This window comes from Mycobacterium shunyiense (assembly GCF_058270075.1).
Window position 1 is genome coordinate 146,952 of the sequence record NZ_JBZDPU010000015.1, and the last position, 15,650, is coordinate 162,601.

The 15,650-nt window shown below is 65.0% G+C and carries 28 protein-coding genes; 15 read left to right on the forward strand and 13 right to left on the reverse strand.

Annotated features, from left to right (window positions below):
- The first annotated feature begins 39 nt into the window (after positions 1-39).
- On the forward strand, positions 40-462 hold the full coding sequence (locus tag AC4ELH_RS14965; RefSeq protein WP_448442496.1) for an STAS domain-containing protein: 423 nt from the start codon (positions 40-42) through the stop codon (positions 460-462).
- Here AC4ELH_RS14965 and AC4ELH_RS14970 read toward each other — a convergent pair.
- A complete protein-coding gene (locus tag AC4ELH_RS14970; RefSeq protein ID WP_236734879.1) occupies positions 433-1,155 on the reverse strand; it encodes an RNA polymerase sigma factor SigF in 723 nt (240 codons plus the stop codon). The genes AC4ELH_RS14965 and AC4ELH_RS14970 overlap by 30 nt on opposite strands.
- 26 nt (positions 1,156-1,181) lie before the next feature.
- A complete protein-coding gene (locus tag AC4ELH_RS14975) occupies positions 1,182-1,616 on the reverse strand; it encodes an ATP-binding protein (protein WP_448442494.1) in 435 nt (144 codons plus the stop codon).
- A 210-nt stretch (positions 1,617-1,826) separates the two neighbouring features.
- Between AC4ELH_RS14975 and AC4ELH_RS14980 the strand changes: the two genes are divergently transcribed.
- Entirely contained in the window at positions 1,827-2,372 is a 546-nt protein-coding gene (locus AC4ELH_RS14980; protein ID WP_448442492.1) for a DUF6328 family protein, read from the forward strand.
- Here the strand turns inward: AC4ELH_RS14980 and AC4ELH_RS14985 are convergent.
- Positions 2,340-3,326, reverse strand: a complete 987-nt coding sequence (locus tag AC4ELH_RS14985; protein WP_448442490.1) for an LLM class F420-dependent oxidoreductase — start codon at positions 3,324-3,326, stop codon at positions 2,340-2,342. The two genes, AC4ELH_RS14980 and AC4ELH_RS14985, sit on opposite strands and share 33 nt — an antisense overlap.
- A gap of 50 nt (positions 3,327-3,376) precedes the next feature.
- Between AC4ELH_RS14985 and AC4ELH_RS14990 the strand changes: the two genes are divergently transcribed.
- Entirely contained in the window at positions 3,377-3,721 is a 345-nt protein-coding gene (locus AC4ELH_RS14990; RefSeq protein WP_448442488.1) for a hypothetical protein, read from the forward strand.
- 79 nt (positions 3,722-3,800) lie between these two features.
- Here AC4ELH_RS14990 and usfY (AC4ELH_RS14995) read toward each other — a convergent pair whose 3' ends face one another.
- The 4 genes from usfY (AC4ELH_RS14995) to AC4ELH_RS15010 all read right to left on the reverse strand — a co-directional run bounded on the left by usfY (AC4ELH_RS14995) (position 3,801) and on the right by AC4ELH_RS15010 (position 4,969).
- Positions 3,801-4,109 carry a protein UsfY gene (gene usfY, locus AC4ELH_RS14995; RefSeq protein ID WP_064886496.1) on the reverse strand — a complete coding sequence of 103 codons (309 nt, stop codon included), beginning with the start codon at positions 4,107-4,109 and terminating at the stop codon, positions 3,801-3,803.
- Between the two features lie 189 nt (positions 4,110-4,298).
- Positions 4,299-4,556 carry a DUF7218 family protein gene (locus AC4ELH_RS15000; protein WP_064886636.1) on the reverse strand — a complete coding sequence of 86 codons (258 nt, stop codon included), beginning with the start codon at positions 4,554-4,556 and terminating at the stop codon, positions 4,299-4,301.
- A 16-nt stretch (positions 4,557-4,572) separates the two neighbouring features.
- Entirely contained in the window at positions 4,573-4,728 is a 156-nt protein-coding gene (locus AC4ELH_RS15005; protein WP_088304566.1) for a hypothetical protein, read from the reverse strand.
- Positions 4,729-4,735: 7 nt separating this feature from the next.
- On the reverse strand, positions 4,736-4,969 hold the full coding sequence (locus AC4ELH_RS15010) for a hypothetical protein (protein ID WP_055111862.1): 234 nt from the start codon (positions 4,967-4,969) through the stop codon (positions 4,736-4,738).
- Positions 4,970-5,056: 87 nt separating this feature from the next.
- Between AC4ELH_RS15010 and AC4ELH_RS15015 the strand changes: the two genes are divergently transcribed.
- From AC4ELH_RS15015 to AC4ELH_RS15030, 4 genes are all read left to right on the forward strand, one after another.
- Positions 5,057-5,377 carry an ArsR/SmtB family transcription factor gene (locus tag AC4ELH_RS15015; protein ID WP_448442485.1) on the forward strand — a complete coding sequence of 107 codons (321 nt, stop codon included), beginning with the start codon at positions 5,057-5,059 and terminating at the stop codon, positions 5,375-5,377.
- A complete protein-coding gene (locus tag AC4ELH_RS15020; protein WP_448442483.1) occupies positions 5,374-5,862 on the forward strand; it encodes an SRPBCC family protein in 489 nt (162 codons plus the stop codon). Before AC4ELH_RS15015 ends, AC4ELH_RS15020 begins: the two co-directional genes overlap by 4 nt.
- Positions 5,859-6,485: a maleylpyruvate isomerase family mycothiol-dependent enzyme gene (locus tag AC4ELH_RS15025; protein WP_448442481.1), complete on the forward strand. Its 627-nt coding sequence runs from the start codon at positions 5,859-5,861 to the stop codon at positions 6,483-6,485. Before AC4ELH_RS15020 ends, AC4ELH_RS15025 begins: the two co-directional genes overlap by 4 nt.
- Positions 6,486-6,686: 201 nt before the next feature.
- Positions 6,687-7,115 (forward strand): STAS domain-containing protein, encoded by a 429-nt coding sequence (locus AC4ELH_RS15030; protein WP_448442479.1) that lies wholly within the window; start codon positions 6,687-6,689, stop codon positions 7,113-7,115.
- Here AC4ELH_RS15030 and AC4ELH_RS15035 read toward each other — a convergent pair.
- On the reverse strand, positions 7,109-7,474 hold the full coding sequence (locus AC4ELH_RS15035; protein ID WP_448442477.1) for a hypothetical protein: 366 nt from the start codon (positions 7,472-7,474) through the stop codon (positions 7,109-7,111). The genes AC4ELH_RS15030 and AC4ELH_RS15035 overlap by 7 nt on opposite strands.
- A gap of 202 nt (positions 7,475-7,676) precedes the next feature.
- On the opposite strand from AC4ELH_RS15035, the gene AC4ELH_RS15040 reads away from it, so the two are divergent.
- The 7 genes from AC4ELH_RS15040 (at position 7,677) to AC4ELH_RS15070 (ending at position 12,624) form a co-directional block, all read left to right on the forward strand.
- Positions 7,677-8,696, forward strand: coding sequence for a DNA topoisomerase IB (locus AC4ELH_RS15040; protein ID WP_448442475.1), 1,020 nt, complete (start codon positions 7,677-7,679; stop codon positions 8,694-8,696).
- A 49-nt stretch (positions 8,697-8,745) separates the two neighbouring features.
- Positions 8,746-8,970 carry a hypothetical protein gene (locus tag AC4ELH_RS15045; protein WP_498885184.1) on the forward strand — a complete coding sequence of 75 codons (225 nt, stop codon included), beginning with the start codon at positions 8,746-8,748 and terminating at the stop codon, positions 8,968-8,970.
- 12 nt (positions 8,971-8,982) lie between these two features.
- Positions 8,983-9,456, forward strand: a complete 474-nt coding sequence (locus tag AC4ELH_RS15050) for a hypothetical protein (protein WP_498885186.1) — start codon at positions 8,983-8,985, stop codon at positions 9,454-9,456.
- 5 nt (positions 9,457-9,461) lie between these two features.
- Entirely contained in the window at positions 9,462-10,691 is a 1,230-nt protein-coding gene (locus tag AC4ELH_RS15055) for an Nramp family divalent metal transporter (protein WP_448442471.1), read from the forward strand.
- A complete protein-coding gene (locus AC4ELH_RS15060; RefSeq protein WP_498885187.1) occupies positions 10,688-11,053 on the forward strand; it encodes a PRC-barrel domain-containing protein in 366 nt (121 codons plus the stop codon). Before AC4ELH_RS15055 ends, AC4ELH_RS15060 begins: the two co-directional genes overlap by 4 nt.
- The gene (locus AC4ELH_RS15065; protein ID WP_498885189.1) at positions 11,040-11,378 is read left to right on the forward strand and encodes a hypothetical protein; all 339 of its coding nucleotides are present in this window, start codon (positions 11,040-11,042) and stop codon (positions 11,376-11,378) included. Before AC4ELH_RS15060 ends, AC4ELH_RS15065 begins: the two co-directional genes overlap by 14 nt.
- 226 nt (positions 11,379-11,604) lie before the next feature.
- Positions 11,605-12,624: an iron-containing redox enzyme family protein gene (locus AC4ELH_RS15070; RefSeq protein WP_448442466.1), complete on the forward strand. Its 1,020-nt coding sequence runs from the start codon at positions 11,605-11,607 to the stop codon at positions 12,622-12,624.
- Here AC4ELH_RS15070 and AC4ELH_RS15075 read toward each other — a convergent pair.
- Together AC4ELH_RS15075 and AC4ELH_RS15080 are read right to left on the reverse strand one after the other, a co-directional pair.
- A complete protein-coding gene (locus tag AC4ELH_RS15075; RefSeq protein ID WP_064886647.1) occupies positions 12,604-12,819 on the reverse strand; it encodes a CDGSH iron-sulfur domain-containing protein in 216 nt (71 codons plus the stop codon). The genes AC4ELH_RS15070 and AC4ELH_RS15075 overlap by 21 nt on opposite strands.
- Entirely contained in the window at positions 12,816-13,493 is a 678-nt protein-coding gene (locus tag AC4ELH_RS15080; protein ID WP_498885191.1) for a HemK2/MTQ2 family protein methyltransferase, read from the reverse strand. Before AC4ELH_RS15080 ends, AC4ELH_RS15075 begins: the two co-directional genes overlap by 4 nt.
- A gap of 159 nt (positions 13,494-13,652) precedes the next feature.
- Between AC4ELH_RS15080 and mbp1 the strand changes: the two genes are divergently transcribed.
- Positions 13,653-13,895: a microaggregate-binding protein 1 gene (mbp1, locus tag AC4ELH_RS15085; protein WP_029107199.1), complete on the forward strand. Its 243-nt coding sequence runs from the start codon at positions 13,653-13,655 to the stop codon at positions 13,893-13,895.
- A 60-nt stretch (positions 13,896-13,955) separates the two neighbouring features.
- Here the strand turns inward: mbp1 and usfY (AC4ELH_RS15090) are convergent, their stop codons facing one another.
- The 3 genes from usfY (AC4ELH_RS15090) to AC4ELH_RS15100 are packed head-to-tail and all read right to left on the reverse strand — an operon-like array spanning position 13,956 to position 15,641.
- Positions 13,956-14,264 carry a protein UsfY gene (gene usfY / locus AC4ELH_RS15090; RefSeq protein WP_448442461.1) on the reverse strand — a complete coding sequence of 103 codons (309 nt, stop codon included), beginning with the start codon at positions 14,262-14,264 and terminating at the stop codon, positions 13,956-13,958.
- Between the two features lie 12 nt (positions 14,265-14,276).
- Positions 14,277-14,894: a flavodoxin family protein gene (locus AC4ELH_RS15095; protein WP_448442459.1), complete on the reverse strand. Its 618-nt coding sequence runs from the start codon at positions 14,892-14,894 to the stop codon at positions 14,277-14,279.
- Positions 14,895-14,954: 60 nt separating this feature from the next.
- Complete coding sequence (locus AC4ELH_RS15100; RefSeq protein WP_498885194.1) at positions 14,955-15,641, reverse strand: PAS and ANTAR domain-containing protein; 687 nt, start codon at positions 15,639-15,641, stop codon at positions 14,955-14,957.
- Between the last annotated feature and the right edge of the window lie 9 nt (positions 15,642-15,650).

A 15,650-nucleotide genomic window follows, 5' to 3' on the forward strand; every position in this document is an offset into this window, starting at 1 on the left:
ACAGTTCGAATACGCGTATTACGACTGATGGAGCTAAGAATGACCGTCTTTTCGACAAACGCACTGATCGACCGGACCGACAATTCGCAGGCCGGGTTTTCGACCCGCCGACTGCCGCCGTCAACCGCGGTGATCAGCGCTCACGGTGAGATCGATGCCACCAACGCAAACGAGTTCGCCGGCTACGCATTGCGACACACCGGCGAGGTCGAGCGGTTGGCCGTCGACTTGACCGAGGTCGAGTTCTTCGGCACCGCAGGGCTTTCCGCTCTCAAGGCCATCGAAGCACAATGCTCCGTCCGCGATATCGACTGGGTTCTGGTGCCCAGCAAGCCGGTAAACCGACTGCTCTGCATCTGCGACCCCGAGTCGGACTGGCACACGTGCTACAGCGTGGCTGCGGCCCTGTCCACGCTGAACGGCAAAACCCCGCTACTGCAGCTGGTCACGAAGTCGCGCTAGCGATTTCGCCAGCAGCCTCGATACGTGCATCTGCGAGACACCGACCCGCTCGGCGATCTGAGTCTGCGTCATGGATTCGAAGAAGCGCAGCAGCAGCACTGTCCGTTCCCGCTCAGGTAGTTGAGCGAGCAACGGCCGCAACGTTTCCCGATTGTCGATCTGGTCCAGCCCGTCGTCCAGATCGCCGAGCGTGTCCACGATCGCAGGCGCGTCCTCGTCGCCGCCGCCGCCGCTGTCGATCGAGAGCGTGTTGTACGAACTGCCCGCCACCAGGCCTTCGATCACCTCTTCGCGGTCCATGTCGAGTTCCTCGGCGAGCTCAGAGGCCGTCGGGGCGCGTCCCAGCCGCTGGGACAGCTCCGCGGTCGCCGTGCCGAGCCTCAGGTGCAGCTCCTTGAGCCGCCGTGGCACCTTCACCGACCAACTGTTGTCGCGGAAGTGGCGCCGGACCTCCCCCATGATCGTCGGCACGGCAAACGACACGAAGTCCGACCCGGCCTCGACATCGAACCGGTTCACCGCGTTGACCAGGCCGACACGTGCCACCTGGACCAGGTCCTCGCGCGGCTCGCCGCGGCCGTCGAATCGCCGTGCGATGTGATCGGCGAGCGGCAGGCACCGCTCGACGATCCGCTCACGTTGACGTTCGCGGGCCGGCGAGTCCTCGGACAGTCCGCTCAGTTCGCGAAACATGTCGCGAACATCCGCATATTCCGACGTCACCGCAGCAGGCTCGCTCGCCTCGTCGTCAGGGTGATGCCGTGTACCTGTCCGGCGTCGGACCCGTCACCGTCGGTAAAGGTGTTGACTTCGTCGGTCAGGGAGCTCAGCACGTGCCAACTGAAGCTGCCGTGCTCGACCACCGCGGCCTCCGAGCTGGTGGTCGAAGCGGTGATCACCACGGCTTCTTCACGGGGGTCGACCGTCAGTCGCAGGGTGGAATCCGGCAACGCGGCCCGAATCAAAGCCGTGCAGGCCTCGTCCACGGCCAACCGGAGGTCGGCGACGACGTCGAAATCAAGATCTTCGAATGCTGCTACCGCAGCGATAAGTGTACGTACTACAGCCAGGTTCTCCAGCCTGGCAGCGACCCGAATCTCCACTGACCGCTCCGCGCGGTTCAGCGGCTTGGATTGGCCTCGTTCGTCGGCCATCTCACCTCCCGACATCTCGGATCGACAGTATCCCAGGTGGGGACCCGGCCCTCACGAGGCCGCACTGCTGACCACAACGCGTCGCGATGATGTCGGTCTCGACTTCGACACTGCTGTTCCTTTCCTGCGCAGCCCCACGTGGGACTCCGGCCAGGGATGCCCATCGCGGCGCAAGCTGAAACCTGTGACAAACGTGGGATTATCGAACTTATGGATCCGGACCGTCCCGAGCTGGATCAGCGCTGGGACCAGACCGCCCGGCATGAAACGGAAGCCGAACGGCTTGACCGTAACTGGAGCAGTCTGCTGCAGGAACTGCGGGTCGTGCAGACCGGTGTTCAGCTGCTCACCGGCCTGCTGCTGACTCTGCCGTTCCAGGAACGGTTCTCGATGCTCGACGAGCCCATGCGGGACGTCTATCTCGTGACCGTCGCGTGTTCGGCCGCTGCTACCGCGCTGCTCGTCGCCCCGGTCGGGATGCACCGCATGCTGTTCCGCCGGCACCGGTTGAACCTGCTGGTCTCCGCCGCGCATCGGTGCGCGTTCATCGGGTTGGTGTTGCTCGGGCTCGCGATGACCGGGGTGACCGAGTTGATCTTCGATACGGTTGCCGGGCGTGAGGCCGGAGTGATCGCGGGGGTCATCGCCCTGCTGACGTTCATCGGAGTCTGGCTGCTGCTGCCGTTTGCGATGCGACTGGGTCATCCGATGTCGACCGGGTCCTCAGTCGAGTTCCGCGCGCAGCGCAGCCAGTAGCGGCTGCGCCGCTTCGTCGAGAAAGCGCTGCTGTCCCTGATCACCGATCTGGACCAGGGCGATATCGGTGAATCCGGCGTCGCGGTAGGGCGCCACGGCGGCGACGATCGCGTCCAGATCCGGTCCGCACGGGATGGCATCGGCCACGTCCTCAGGACGCACGAACTTGGTTGCCGCCGCGAATCCCGCCGGGGTCGGGAGATCGGCGTTGACCGCCCAGCCGCCGCCGAACCAACGAAACTGGTCATGGGCGCGCTCCACCGCCGCGCCCCGGTCTGGATCCCAGCACACCGGAACCTGTCCGATCACGCGTCCCTCGGGCAGCACGCCGGTGGCTTGACGACGCTCCTGCCAGCCCTCGACGATCTCCCGGTCGGGAGCGACGTTGATCAGGTGATCGGCGGCCACGGCGAGCTTCTCGACGGATTTCTCACCCGTCATCGAGACGGCAATGGTCACCGGCACTTCCGGCACATCCCAGATGCGCGCAGAGTCCACCTCGAAGAACTCGCCCCGGAAATCGATCAGGTCCCCGCTCAGGAGTTCTCGAATCAGCTTGATGGCTTCGGCGAGCATGTCGAGGCGACGGTCGACGGTGGGCCACCCTTGCCCCACCACGTGTTCGTTGAGGTTCTCCCCGCTGCCGAGACCGAGGGTGAACCGGCCGTCGGCCAGGATCTGCACGGTGGCGGCCTGCTGGGCGACTATCGCCGGGTGATATCGGATCGTCGGACAGGTCACATACGAATACAGCTGGACGGTATTCGTCGCGTGGGCGACCGCACCCAGCACCGGCCAGGCATTGGGAGCGTGTCCCTGACTCGCCAGCCACGGGCTGTAGTGGTCACTGCTCACTTCGAAGTCGAAGCCCGCCTGCTCGGCGGATACCGCGTAGTCGACCAGCTGCCGTGGGCCGCTCTGCTCGGTCATCAAGGTGTATCCGAATCTGGCCATGCCGCAGGAATACCCGTGCAGAAGCTCATGAAACTGGGTATGCGGACAGCATGACCGAATCACAGACTCTGCAGACTGAGCGCACCGGCGAGCGGCGGATGCGGATCTCGATCACCTGGGTGCTGGCGGTTTTGACCGTCCCCGCGGCCGTCTTGGTATACCTGTACGGCATGGGCGCGGTGATGGGCATGGCCGGGTGCACCAGTGAGGCGTGCGCGGACAAGGGCCCGGGCGAATTCTGGTTCGGGATTCTGTTCTACGGCGCGCCTGTGGTGCCCGTGGTCACGATCGCCGTATCGATATTCACTGCGCGGCTGCGCTACGGCGTTCTGGTCCCGGTGATCGGATTGGCACTGCTGGCAATCGATTTCGCGGTGCTGGCACTCACCTTCTGAGCCACACCGCATCCTGAGCCACACCGCATCGCAAGACAGGGACCCGGCCGCACAGCGGCCGGGTCGCTCGTCGAAAGGCTCAGCTGCTGGGCCGCTGCCTCATGACGCCGGGATGATCGGTGTACCAGCGATCCTCGATGCGACGCACACGCATGTGCTCGAGCGCCAGCCACATCGATCCGATGAGGAATCCGGCGGCAGACAATGTGCCCACCATCAATCCGACATCGGAATGGCCGGTGGCGAACGCCGCCAGAGTGCCGACGAACAGCACCAACCCCACGAGGATCAGTACCAGCGCGGGCATGATCACGTTGTCCTTCATCGACTCGCCGGCATGCGGCCGGGTTGTCCGGGCGTGGTCAACTGGATCTTTTGGGCCATGCATGGCTGCTCCTTCCGCCATTTCTCGCCCCACCTGCCGTACATGGGCTGCCTTCCACGGTAGATCTCCCGGGCGACTCTGGCGACAAAACCAGCATGATCGCCTTCTGCAGCCACAGAACCCCGTGCGCTGCGCGAACGACCCGGCCCCGACGGGTGCCGTCGGGGCCGGGTCGTTCCGCGGTGGGTCAGGTCAGTGATTGCGGAGCATCCCGATCAGCTCGCGCTTGTTCTTGTCGGAATATCCTTTGATGCCAAGCTCTTTGGCTCGCTTTCGCAGATGATCCACCGTCCAGTCGTCATAGGAACCCGACTCGCCGCCGGCCCGTCCGACACTCGAACGTCCCTTGGCGGCAGCAGCGTTCGAGATACGCGCGGCCTTCTCCTTCGAGTTGCCCTCGTCGCGCAGCTCCTCGTAGAGCTTCTCGTCCTTGATCGACGGATTCGGCATCGTGCACCTCCCTTTCTCAGTACCAGCTTCGCCGCCCGGCAACCGGCCGGCCGATGGCTCCGAGCAGCCAGAACACGCCGCCGATGACCAGCAGGATCACGCCGACCACCCAGAGCAGGTAGATGTTGAAGATCAGGCCGAGGATGAGCAGAATCGCTCCGAGCAGAATCATGGCGACCTCAATTCACGGCGGCGATGGGGGCCATCGCGCTGGGTTGGGGCAAACGGCATTCGTCCACCTTCGGATTTACGCCCGCGTAGTTGAGCGGACCGGCGATGACCGTGAGCGCTATCGCGCCCGCAGTCGCGCAGTTCGTTGATCCACCATGGAAATAATCGCGCTGCCAGGCTGCGACCACGCCGATGATCAGCCAGATGAGCACGAGTGTTCCAAACAATCCACCAAGTCTCATGACATGCGAAGTACCCCGCTGACGCGCGGGTCAAACTTGAGGCAACCGGGTCGATTCCGCTCATCGGTAAGCGTAGACTTACCGTTCGTGACGACTTACCCGTCGGCAGATCCGTGGGCCGCCCTGGCCGACGGCACCCGGCGGGCCATCGTCAGGAGGTTGGCTTCGGGGCCGATGGCGGTGGGCGAATTGGCCCGCGACCTCCCGGTCAGCCGGCCGGCGGTCTCACAGCATCTGAAGGTTCTGAAATGCGCTGGGCTGGTGACGGATCGAGCCGTCGGAACCCGTCGCCTCTACCACGTCAATCCTGAGGGTGTCGCGGCCCTGCGCGCCGAGTTGGACGCCTTCTGGGGCCAGGCGCTGGACGCCTACCGGAACATCGTCGAGCAGGAGGGAGAGTCGAAATGACACCCGCAGAAGTCGAGCCCATCCGCAAGAGTGTCGTCGTCGACACAAAAGTGGAACGGGCGTTCACCCTGTTCGTCGATCGATTCGATGCGATCAAGCCCCGCGAACACAATCTGCTCTCGGTTCCGATCGCGCAGACCGTCTTCGAACCCCGCGTCGGAGGCAAGATCTACGACGTCGGGACCGACGGCAACCGATGTGAGTGGGCACGAGTCCTGGTCTACGAGCCGCCCACCCGCATCGTCTTCTCCTGGGACATCGGACCGACGTGGCGCCTCGAATCCGACCTGGATCGGACGAGCGAGGTGGAAGTCCGCTTCATCGCCGAAGGCAACGATCGCACCCGGGTCGAGTTGGAGCACCGACATCTCGAGCGCCATGGCGACGACTGGCGGGCGGTGGCCGGCGGCGTCGGCGGCGACGCCGGATGGCCGCTGTACCTGGGGCGCTTCCTCGACCTGGTCACCCGGGAGGGATCACGATGAGCACCGACGAACCGTCGCTCATGGACCTGGCCTGCGCAGAGCGAACCGACCTCGCCGAATTCCTGGCCACCCTGACGCCCGAGCAATGGCGCACCGAGTCATTGTGCGCCGGATGGACCGTGAAAGACGTTGTCGCACACGTCATCAGTTATGAGGAGCTCAACCTCGCAGGGTTGGTGAAACGCTTCACAAAGGGACGGATCGTGCATGCCAACGAGGTCGGAGTCGCCGAGTACTCGGCGATGTCCACCGACGAACTGCTCGCGTTTCTCCACCGACATCTGCGACCGCAGGGCCTGACCGCCGGATTCGGCGGCATGATCGGCCTGGTCGACGGCACCGTCCATCACCAGGACATTCGCCGCGCACTCGGCCGTCCCCGAGTGGTGCCCGCGCAGCGGTTGCAGCGAATACTGCCGTTGGTACCGGGTAACCCACGACTCGGGGCGGGACGGCGGATCAGAGGACTCCGGTTGCGGGCCAATGACATCGAATGGGAGCACGGCGACGGCCCGGAAGTCACCGGCCCCGGCGAGGCGTTGCTGCTGGCCATGACCGGCCGCAGACAAGCCGCCGAAGAACTCACGGGCCCCGGCGCGGCGACCCTGCTCAGCCGGCTCTGACAAGTCATCCGCGAGCACCACGGCCCTGAAGTTCTATTGTTCCGGCCCACTATGGCGTAGAGTCCAACTCAGGTTGAGTTCACAGCCGCCCCGGAATCGTCATCGGGTGCAGGGTAGTAATACTCCCTGTATCCAGGGGTTTTGAGTCCACAGAGCCTGAAGAGTGACGTGACCGCAGTAATTGCTACTGAGGGAGTCACGATGTCCACCATCACCGCCGCGAAGCCGGCGAAGCAATCTTCCACCGACCGCAGCCACGCGCAATTTTTTGCCCAATGGCTGTGGCCGGCCACTTCCGTGATCAGCGTCCAAGGTGAATTGGACGCGTCCAACGCCACCGAGCTGACCGACTGCGGGATCCGGAACAGCAGGCCGCGCGGACAGCTGGTCCTCGACCTCAGCGCAGTCGAATTCTTCGGCGCGGGCTGCTTCGCCTGCCTACACACCATCAACGTGAGGTGTGCCTGCGAGGGCATCGACTGGGTATTGATTCCGAGCGCTGCCGTTGCCCGGGTGCTGGGGATCTGCGATCCCGCCTGCGCCCTGCCGGTCTCCAACGAGCTTCCGGCCGCCCTGTCGATGCTGCGCGATCAGCCGCAGCAGCTGCAGTTGGTGAACGTGCATCACTGACGTCGCGCTGGGGCCCCATGCCGCCGGACGGTCAGCGAGATGCCCAACGTCGGCTTGGGGTTGCCGGTGCGCTCGAAATCGGCGTCGTCGACGAAGGTCTCAACGCGGTCGGTGAGCGCCTCCAGTACCCGTCTGCTGAAGCCGCTCAAGACGGCACTGCCAGGGACGCTTTCGACGCCGTCACAGTCCGTCGACACGCGGACGTTGAGTTCGTGTAGGCGGGGGTCTTCAACCAGCACCAGAGAAGCCCCTGGAGCGGCGATGCCGATCAGCACCGTACACGCTTCATCAACCGCCAGCGCCAGATCGTCCGCGGTGTTCCTGCCGAGGTCTTCATTGTCGGCCAGGCAGCCTGTCATGGTTCTCACCATGGCCAGCGAGTCGGCTCGGGCGGGTACCCGGAGTTCAACGGCGCGCGCTCCGGGCGTGTGGCCGGATCCCCGGCGGGGTATTCGCCGACTGTGCAGCACAGTGAGCCGAGGCCCTGGTACCGAGTCAGACGATGACATACATGTCGCGTACCCGCCGCCATCCGGTCCCTAAACCAGAGTGTCGGACCCGATGAGGCTGCGTCGCAGCGTCGTCGGTGGTCCGGGGCTTCGCCGGGTACGCCGCGGACGTGGATTCGGTTACCGCGACGAAGATGGTGCTGCCGTCACCGATGCGGCAACCTTGAAGCGCATCGAGGATCTGGTCATTCCGCCCGCGTGGAAGAAAGTCTGGATTTGTCCCCACCCCAACGGACACATCCAGGCCGTCGGCACCGACGTTGCGGGACGGCGACAATACCTCTACCACTCCCAATGGCAGCAGGACCGCAGCGAGGAGAAGTTCGACCGGGTGCTTGAGCTCTCAGCGGGGCTGACCGACTGGCGTACCGGCATCGCGGGTGATCTGCGTCGGCGCGGGCTGACCCGCGATCGCGTGCTGGCGCTCGGCCTTCGTCTGCTCGACCTCGGGTACTTCCGGGCTGGTGGGGATCACTACGCCGAGGAGAACAATTCGTTCGGCATCGCGACGCTGCTGCGCGAACACGTCACGCTGCGGCCGGATGCGGTCGGATTCGACTATCCGGCCAAGAGCGGCGTGCGTCGCACGCTGGTGGTGGAAGATCCAGCGGTGGTACGTGCGGTCCGGTCGCTGCAGCGCGCCCGGGGCAATGGCGATCGCTTACTCGCGTACCGCAACTCGTCGGAGTGGATCGAGGTCCATGCCGAGGACCTCAACGTGCGTTTCAAAGAGATGGTCGGTGACGAGTACACCGTGAAGGATCTGCGGACGTGGCATGGCACAGTGCTGGCGGCCGAGGCGTTCGTGGACGCGGATCCGCCGGTCGACGACAAGGTGATCAAGCGCGTCGAAGCCGCTGTGATGCGCGAGGTCTCCGAGGCTCTCGGCAACACCCCTGCGGTCGCCCGTAGCGCCTACGTCGACCCCCGGGTGGTCGACGGGTATCGGGACGGGTTGACCATTGCGGCCGGATTCCGCCGCGCTACCCGCACGCGGAACAGCAACCGACGCCAGGAGATCCTGGACCGCAGTACAGCCCGGCTGATCCGGAAGGTGGCGCGCCGGGCGTGACCGGACACCCGGCGCGTTTGATCAACTGGCCACGGGGTATTCGGGCCGCATGACCCGCGAAGACGTGCCCGACGAGGTGCCGGTTGCCGATGCACTCGAGCAGCAACGCGACCAGACCGATGTGGTGCCCGACGCCGAAGCCCCGGTATCCGATATGGACAGCCCGCCGCTGGAGGCGACAGAACCCGACTGGCAGGAACAACGTGAGGTGGTCGCCGACGACGCGGGCCGCGACGAGTTCGACCGCGAAGACGGCGAGACGCTGCCCAGCTGAGGGTAGGGCGTCATGGCCGGCGAAGGCGACCCCGAAGACAAACCGCGACGGATACGGGTGGCGCTGCTTGTCGTCTTGCTGCTGATCTCCCTGAGTCTGCTGCTGACCCGCTGTCCGGCCAACCGTGACGGCATGTCAGGGCAGCTCGCCCAGGCGATGGAAGAGTCGGTGGCCGCCGCCCGCAGCGGCGCGTACGCCCTCGACCTCAGGACACGTGACCGGTCCACACCGCAACTGGTGAGCGTCCAGATATCCGATCCGCGAGACGAGATCGTCAAGGCCTACAAGAGAATTGCCGACCTCAAAGCCGACGATCCGGTCGATCTCGACCGCCAGAAAATGCTCACCGAAGCCATGACGATGATGATCGGCCACCTCAACACCGCATCGGCGCGGGTCCGCGAGGTCACCTCCGATCCAGAGTTGCCGGTGCTGCGTACGCAGCTGCTGCAATCGGCCGATGCGCTGGAAGCCAGGTACCGCTGATGAAGATGAAGAAGTTCTTCGCGGTAGCGCTGGGGATCCTGACCGCGATCGGCGGGTTCCTCGACATCGGCGACCTGGTGACCAATGCCGTGGTCGGTTCGCGGTTCGGTCTCGCGCTCGTATGGGTCGTGCTGGTGGGCGTCGTCGGCATCTGTTTGTTCGCCCAGATGGCGGGCCGGGTCGCAGCGGTCAGCGGGCGAGCCACGTTCGAGATCATCCGGGAACGCCTGGGCCCGCGCACCGCCGCGGCCAACCTGAGCGCATCGTTTCTGATCAACCTGATGACGCTGACCGCCGAGATCGGTGGTGTGGCACTGGCCCTGCAACTTGCCACCGACGTCGGGCGGATGCTGTGGATACCGGTGGCAGCCGTGGCCGTGTGGCTGGTGGTCTGGCGGGTCAAGTTCTCGGTCATGGAGAACACCGCGGGTCTGGCGGGGCTGTGTCTGATCGTGTTCGCCGTCGCCGTCTTTGCCCTGCAACCGCATTGGGGTGAGCTCGCCCATCAGGTCGCGCAACCGGTGATTCCCGAATCCGAATCGTCCGCGACGTACTGGTACTACGCCATCGCACTGTTCGGCGCCGCGATGACACCGTACGAGGTGTTTTTCTTCTCCTCCGGTGCCGTAGAAGAGCATTGGAAGACAAAGGATCTCGGGGTCTCACGCCTCAATGTCCTGGTCGGATTCCCGCTCGGCGGCATCCTTTCGGTAGCCATCGCCGCGTGCGCGACGCTGGTGCTGCTGCCGAACCAGATCGAGGTGACGTCGCTGTCTCAGGTGGTGATGCCCGTCGTCGAGGCCGGCGGCAAGCTGGCCCTGGCGTTCGCGATCATCGGCATCGTGGCGGCCACATTCGGTGCGGCCCTTGAGACCACACTGTCCAGTGGCTACACGCTGGCGCAGTTCTTGGGGTGGCCCTGGGGCAAGTTCCGCCGTCCGGCCGAGGCATCCCGCTTCCACGTCGTGATGTTCGTGAGCATCGTCGTCGGCGCTGCCGTCCTGTTCACCGGCGTCGACCCGGTCATGGTCACCGAGTACTCGGTGGTGTTCTCGGCTATCGCCCTCCCCCTGACCTACCTGCCCATCCTCATCGTGGCCAACGATCCGGAATACATGGGTGACAACACGAACGGAAGGTTGCTCAACATGTTCGGGTCCGTGTACCTGGTGATAATCGTGGCGGCCTCGCTGGCGGCCATTCCGCTGATGATCGTGACCGGGGCAGGCCAATGAGAATCGTCGACGCCCGCCTGCACCTGTTGGACCGGCAGATACTCGACGACGACGGCGCGCCGGTCGGGATCGTCGACGACCTCGAACTCGACGGCATCGAGGCCGATGTGGATATCGAACCAGGCAGCCCGCCACCACACGTCAGCGCGATCCTGTCTGGACAGGTGGTGCTGACCCGGATCCTCGGCGGCGCGCCGCCGCGATCGATGTTGCACGAAATCCCTTGGGAACAGGTGGCTTCGGTCGGCGTGACCGTGCAACTGACAGCCTCCGAACTTCCGGCGGACGCGGACTGGGTAGAGCGTTGGCTGCGCGACCACATCGTCGCCCGTATCCCGGGAGGGCGCCATGCAGCTGAGTAACCTGCTCGGGCTCCGCGTGCTGGATGCCGGCCATCACCCCCTCGGCACCGTGATCGACGTCCGGCTCAAATTCGCGGACGAGGACGCGGAGCACTCCGGCCGCACCGAACTCGTCGGCCTGGTCGTCAGCCCCCGTACTCGCTCGTCATACCTGGGTTACGAGCGCACGGCCATCAACGCCCCGGCCCTCATCGCAACCATCGCCGCATGGCGCCACCGAGGCACTTTTCTGGCGGCATGGGAAGACGTGGCCCGGGTCGGGTCCAACCACGTCACGCTGCGTGTCGGCTACAGCCGACGCTCGCCGACCCTGCAGAGTCAGTAACCCCGTCGCCGTGGCGGTGCCACAGCAGTTCGGTCAGGGCGTACTCACTGAGAGCCTGCCGCTGCTCGCGCTCGATGACATCGGCGATCCGCTCGAAAACGGACGGTGCTGGTCTGGCCATGTTTCTCACCTCGACTCCAACAGGTTGCTGTATACCCGGGCATGTACCCGGACAAACCGCCAGGCCGGTTTACCAGAGGCCGTGGACGGGCATTCCTCAACCGCCATGACGACGTTCCTCACCGCTCCGCAACCGGGGCTTCCGCCCGCGAAGGGCCCCATCTCCGCCGCGCTGATCGACAGGCTCGGCGATCGCGCGCCACACAACCACCTGGAACCGGTCTGGATCCCGCTGCGCGATTCGGATCCGCTCGGGCTGGACGTGCAACTGTCGCTCTATCTCTGTTACGAACTGCACTACCGCGGATTCTCCGGTGTCGATCAGGACTGGGAGTGGAACGCCGGACTGTTGCACCTGCGCTCACAGTTCGAGCGGAGCTTTCTCGCGGCGGTCCGACGCGAGGTCGGCAGAATCGACCCCGACGACACTGCCGAGCGGGAGATGGCACGCCTGTCGGTCGAGCCCCGTGACGGAACCGGCCCGTCGTATCACCTTCGCGATGCGGGCACGTGGGAACAGATGCGAGAGTACTTCGTGCACCGGTCGGTGTACCACCTCAAAGAGGGTGATCCGCACGCCTGGCTGATCCCCCGCCTCAGCGGACAGGCGAAGGCCGCCTTCGTCGCCGTCGAATACGACGAATACGGAGCAGGCTCGTCGGACCGCATCCACCAGAACCTGTTCGCCGACCTGTTGAAAGAGGCCGAGCTGGACGACGCCTACCTCGGCTATCTCGACGCGGTGCCGGCCGAAAGCCTCGCGTTGGTCAATCTGATGTCCATGTTCGGTCTGCATCGACGACTACGTGGCGCCGCCGCGGGGCATTTCGCGGCCACCGAGATCACCTCCTCACCGGGATCACAGCGCCTGGTGACCGCGTTGGAGCGACTCGAGGCGCCCGAGGCGTGTGTCCGGTTCTACCGCGAGCACGTCGAAGCCGACGCGGTACACGAGCAGGTCGTCCGCCACGACGTGGTGGGCGATCTGGTCCGGCGCGAACCAGAACTCGACTGCGACGTGGTGTTCGGGATGCGGGCGTTCGCCGCCATGGAGGACAGGTTGGCCGATCACCTGATGGAATGCTGGCTGGCCGAACGTAGTTCGCTATGCCGGCCGCTTTCCTGAGTTTTGGCAGGATCGCTTGACCTTGCGGTGGCTGGTGTCACACAACGGATAGGTCTTGGACCGTCGACACGTACAGATGGCCACCATGAACCGATCGGAGTCGACGGTGCTCCCGTCGGGCAGCTCGATTCGAACCGGCCCCTCGACGAGGATCGGCCCACCCTGGACCACCCGCACGGCCCGTCGCTCGGTCATGGCTTGTCCGCCCGGATGACGACCAGTTCCTCTTCGGTCCTGTCATCGGTCAAGCGTCCGGTGTCTCGAAGCCAAGTAGCTTGTGAGTGCAGCACTGGCCCGAACGGAATTCGTTGGGTGACATAGACGTCCACGTTCAGCCCACCTGCCCGCAACAGCCTCACCGACTCCGCGACATCGGCAAACTCGGATTGGACGAGGTACAAAGATCCGCCTTCCGCCAGCATTTCGGCAGCCGCGCGGCACAGCGGGTCGAGTATCAGCCGACCGTCCGGACCGCCGTTCCATGAGGCCATCGGGCCGGTCGACACCATCACTCCGGCAGAGGTTTCCGGCGCCACCGGAACGTAGGGCGGGTTGCACACCACGATGTCGAACGGTTCGTGTTCCAGCGCCTGAGTCCACGAGCCGAGCCTGGCGTCGACATCGACCTGTGCAGCCAATGCGTTGGCCTGGGTACATCGCACCGCGCTCGGCGAAATATCCAGCGCAGTAACCTCACTGGCGCCCAGCTCGGCCGCGGCAACGGCAACCACCCCGCTCCCGGCGCAAAGGTCCACCACTCGGCGGCCGGCCACCTCATCGTTGCCGGTGAGGGCATCGATGAGCAGCCGTGAGTCCTGCTGCGGGCGATAAACGTTCTCGGCGCCAACAGCGATGCTTCCGGAGATCACCCCTATTCGGTACCCATCCGGGCGCCAGGCAAACTCGCTTGTCGCCAACGCCACGATTCGGCACTTCACGTTTAGTGCCTGCGCATCAGGGAATCCAAGATGTGCGTGGAGAAGCCGCGTAGTAAACACCAATCCACTCCTGAAGCGGAAAGGTAGAGCATGACCGAGAAGAACTCAGGACCTGAAGAAGGCATCAAGGGCGTCGTCGAGGACGTCAAGGGTAAGGCCAAGGAAGCTGTCGGCACCGTGACCGGCCGCGAAGATCTTGTGCGCGAGGGTAAAGCCCAGCAGGACAAGGCCGACGCCCAGCAAGACGCCGCCAAGAAGGAAGCCGAAGCCGAATCGGCTCGGGCAGGCGCGAAGGCCGCCGAAAAGCGTGAGCAGGCGAGCCAGCGTCCCTAGCCCGGCCTGATTGAAGAGATGGCCCAGCCAATGGTGGCTGGGCCATCTCGTTTATTCACGTCAGCTGTTCGGCGATTGCCTGATCACATCGGGATGCTCTGCGTACCAGCGTTCTTCGAGGCGCCGCACGCGCTGGTGAGCGATTAGCAGCCACAGACCGCCACCCAGCAGCCCCACGGCCGCCAGGATCGCGAGCACCACCGCAACCCCGGTGTTGCCGGTCGCGAACCCGACCAGGCAGGCGACGAACATCACCAGACCCACGCCGACCAGGATCAGCGCGGGCATGTTGCGGTTGTCTTTCATCGACTCGCCGGCATGGGGTCGGGTTGTCCTGGTGTGGTCGACGGGGTCGTCAGGACCTTTCATCATTTCTCCCTCTCACTCGTAACGCGGGTACTGGCCGACCTTGAGCAGTCCGGCCAGGTGCGCTGCGTTGCGCGCGGCCGCGGCGGTAGCGTCGGCGACCGGACCGGGCACCTCGTCGAGATCCAGGTAATCGGTGCCGTGCATGGCCTCGCCGTTCCAGTACGTACAGCCCTGGGCCGGAATGGTGTAGCCGATGTCGTTGAGCGCCTGGAAGAGGTCGGCCACGGTCTTGTGCGCGCCGTCCTCGTTGCCGACCACCGAAACCAGCGCCACCTTGCCCGCCAACACCGGCCTGCCCGCATCGTCGGTGTTGGACAACTCGGCGTCCAGCCGCTCCAGAACGCGCTGCGTGATGCTCGATGGATGCCCGAGCCATACCGGTGTCGACAGCAGCAGGATGTCGGCGTCGAGAATCTTCCTGCGGATCTCGGGCCACTGGTCGGCGCCACCCATATCCGCTTCGACGCCGGGCTCGATGATGAAGTCGGCGCACCGCACCGACTCGGTGTCGACTCCCAGCACACCGAGGTTCTCGCGGACCTGATCGGCGATCAGCTCGCTGCTGGACTCGGCCGGCCGACGCTTGAGACTGCAGACCAAAGCCAGCGCAGTCAGGTTCGGCGCGGTCATGAGTCCCTCTCCCAGTTCGCTTCGGATCAGCGCCGGGAGTCTTCCCAGGACGGGGTCGGGCTAAACCTCTGGGCGGATCCGCTGGTGGGCGGTGAGCAGCAATCGGTCGAACACCACGCGGCTCGGAAGGGTCTCGGAGTAGTCGAGCGCCAGGAAATCTCGTGCCAGCTGCTCGGCCAGCAGGCGCAGCTTGACATTGGTTTCCTGCGACCGCCATTTCAGCAGCTCGAACGCCGCATCTTCGTCGAGGCGGTAGATCAGCATCAACATGCCTTTGGCCTGCTCGATCGCACCACGGGCCTCGGCGATCTCCGCGACCACCTCGGTGACCGCCTGTTGCTGGGCCTGCGCGATCGAGGGTGAGACGTCGACGTAGAAACCGTGCGTGCCGATGACCGCACCGGTGTCGTCGAAGAGCTGATCGCCGACAACGACGACCTGGTGGACGTCGCCTGCCGTATCGATGATCCGGTGACGGGTGCTGAACGCACCCGAGGTGCGCCGCATCTCGAGCAGGGTGGCGGCCACCTGCCCGTAGTCCTCGGGGTGCTTGTGGGACAGCACCACCTCGGTCGTCGGGTTCGCGGTGCCCGGTTCATACCCGTGCATCCGCTCTACCTGGGGCGACCATTCCCAGCGTTCATCGGCGAAGTAGAACCGGAACCAACCGACCCGCTGCGCCTCGCCGCCGGCAAAGGCATGCTCAATCGGCGACTTGGGGTTCCCCTCGGCCGCGTCACTCGTCACGAGGTTGAG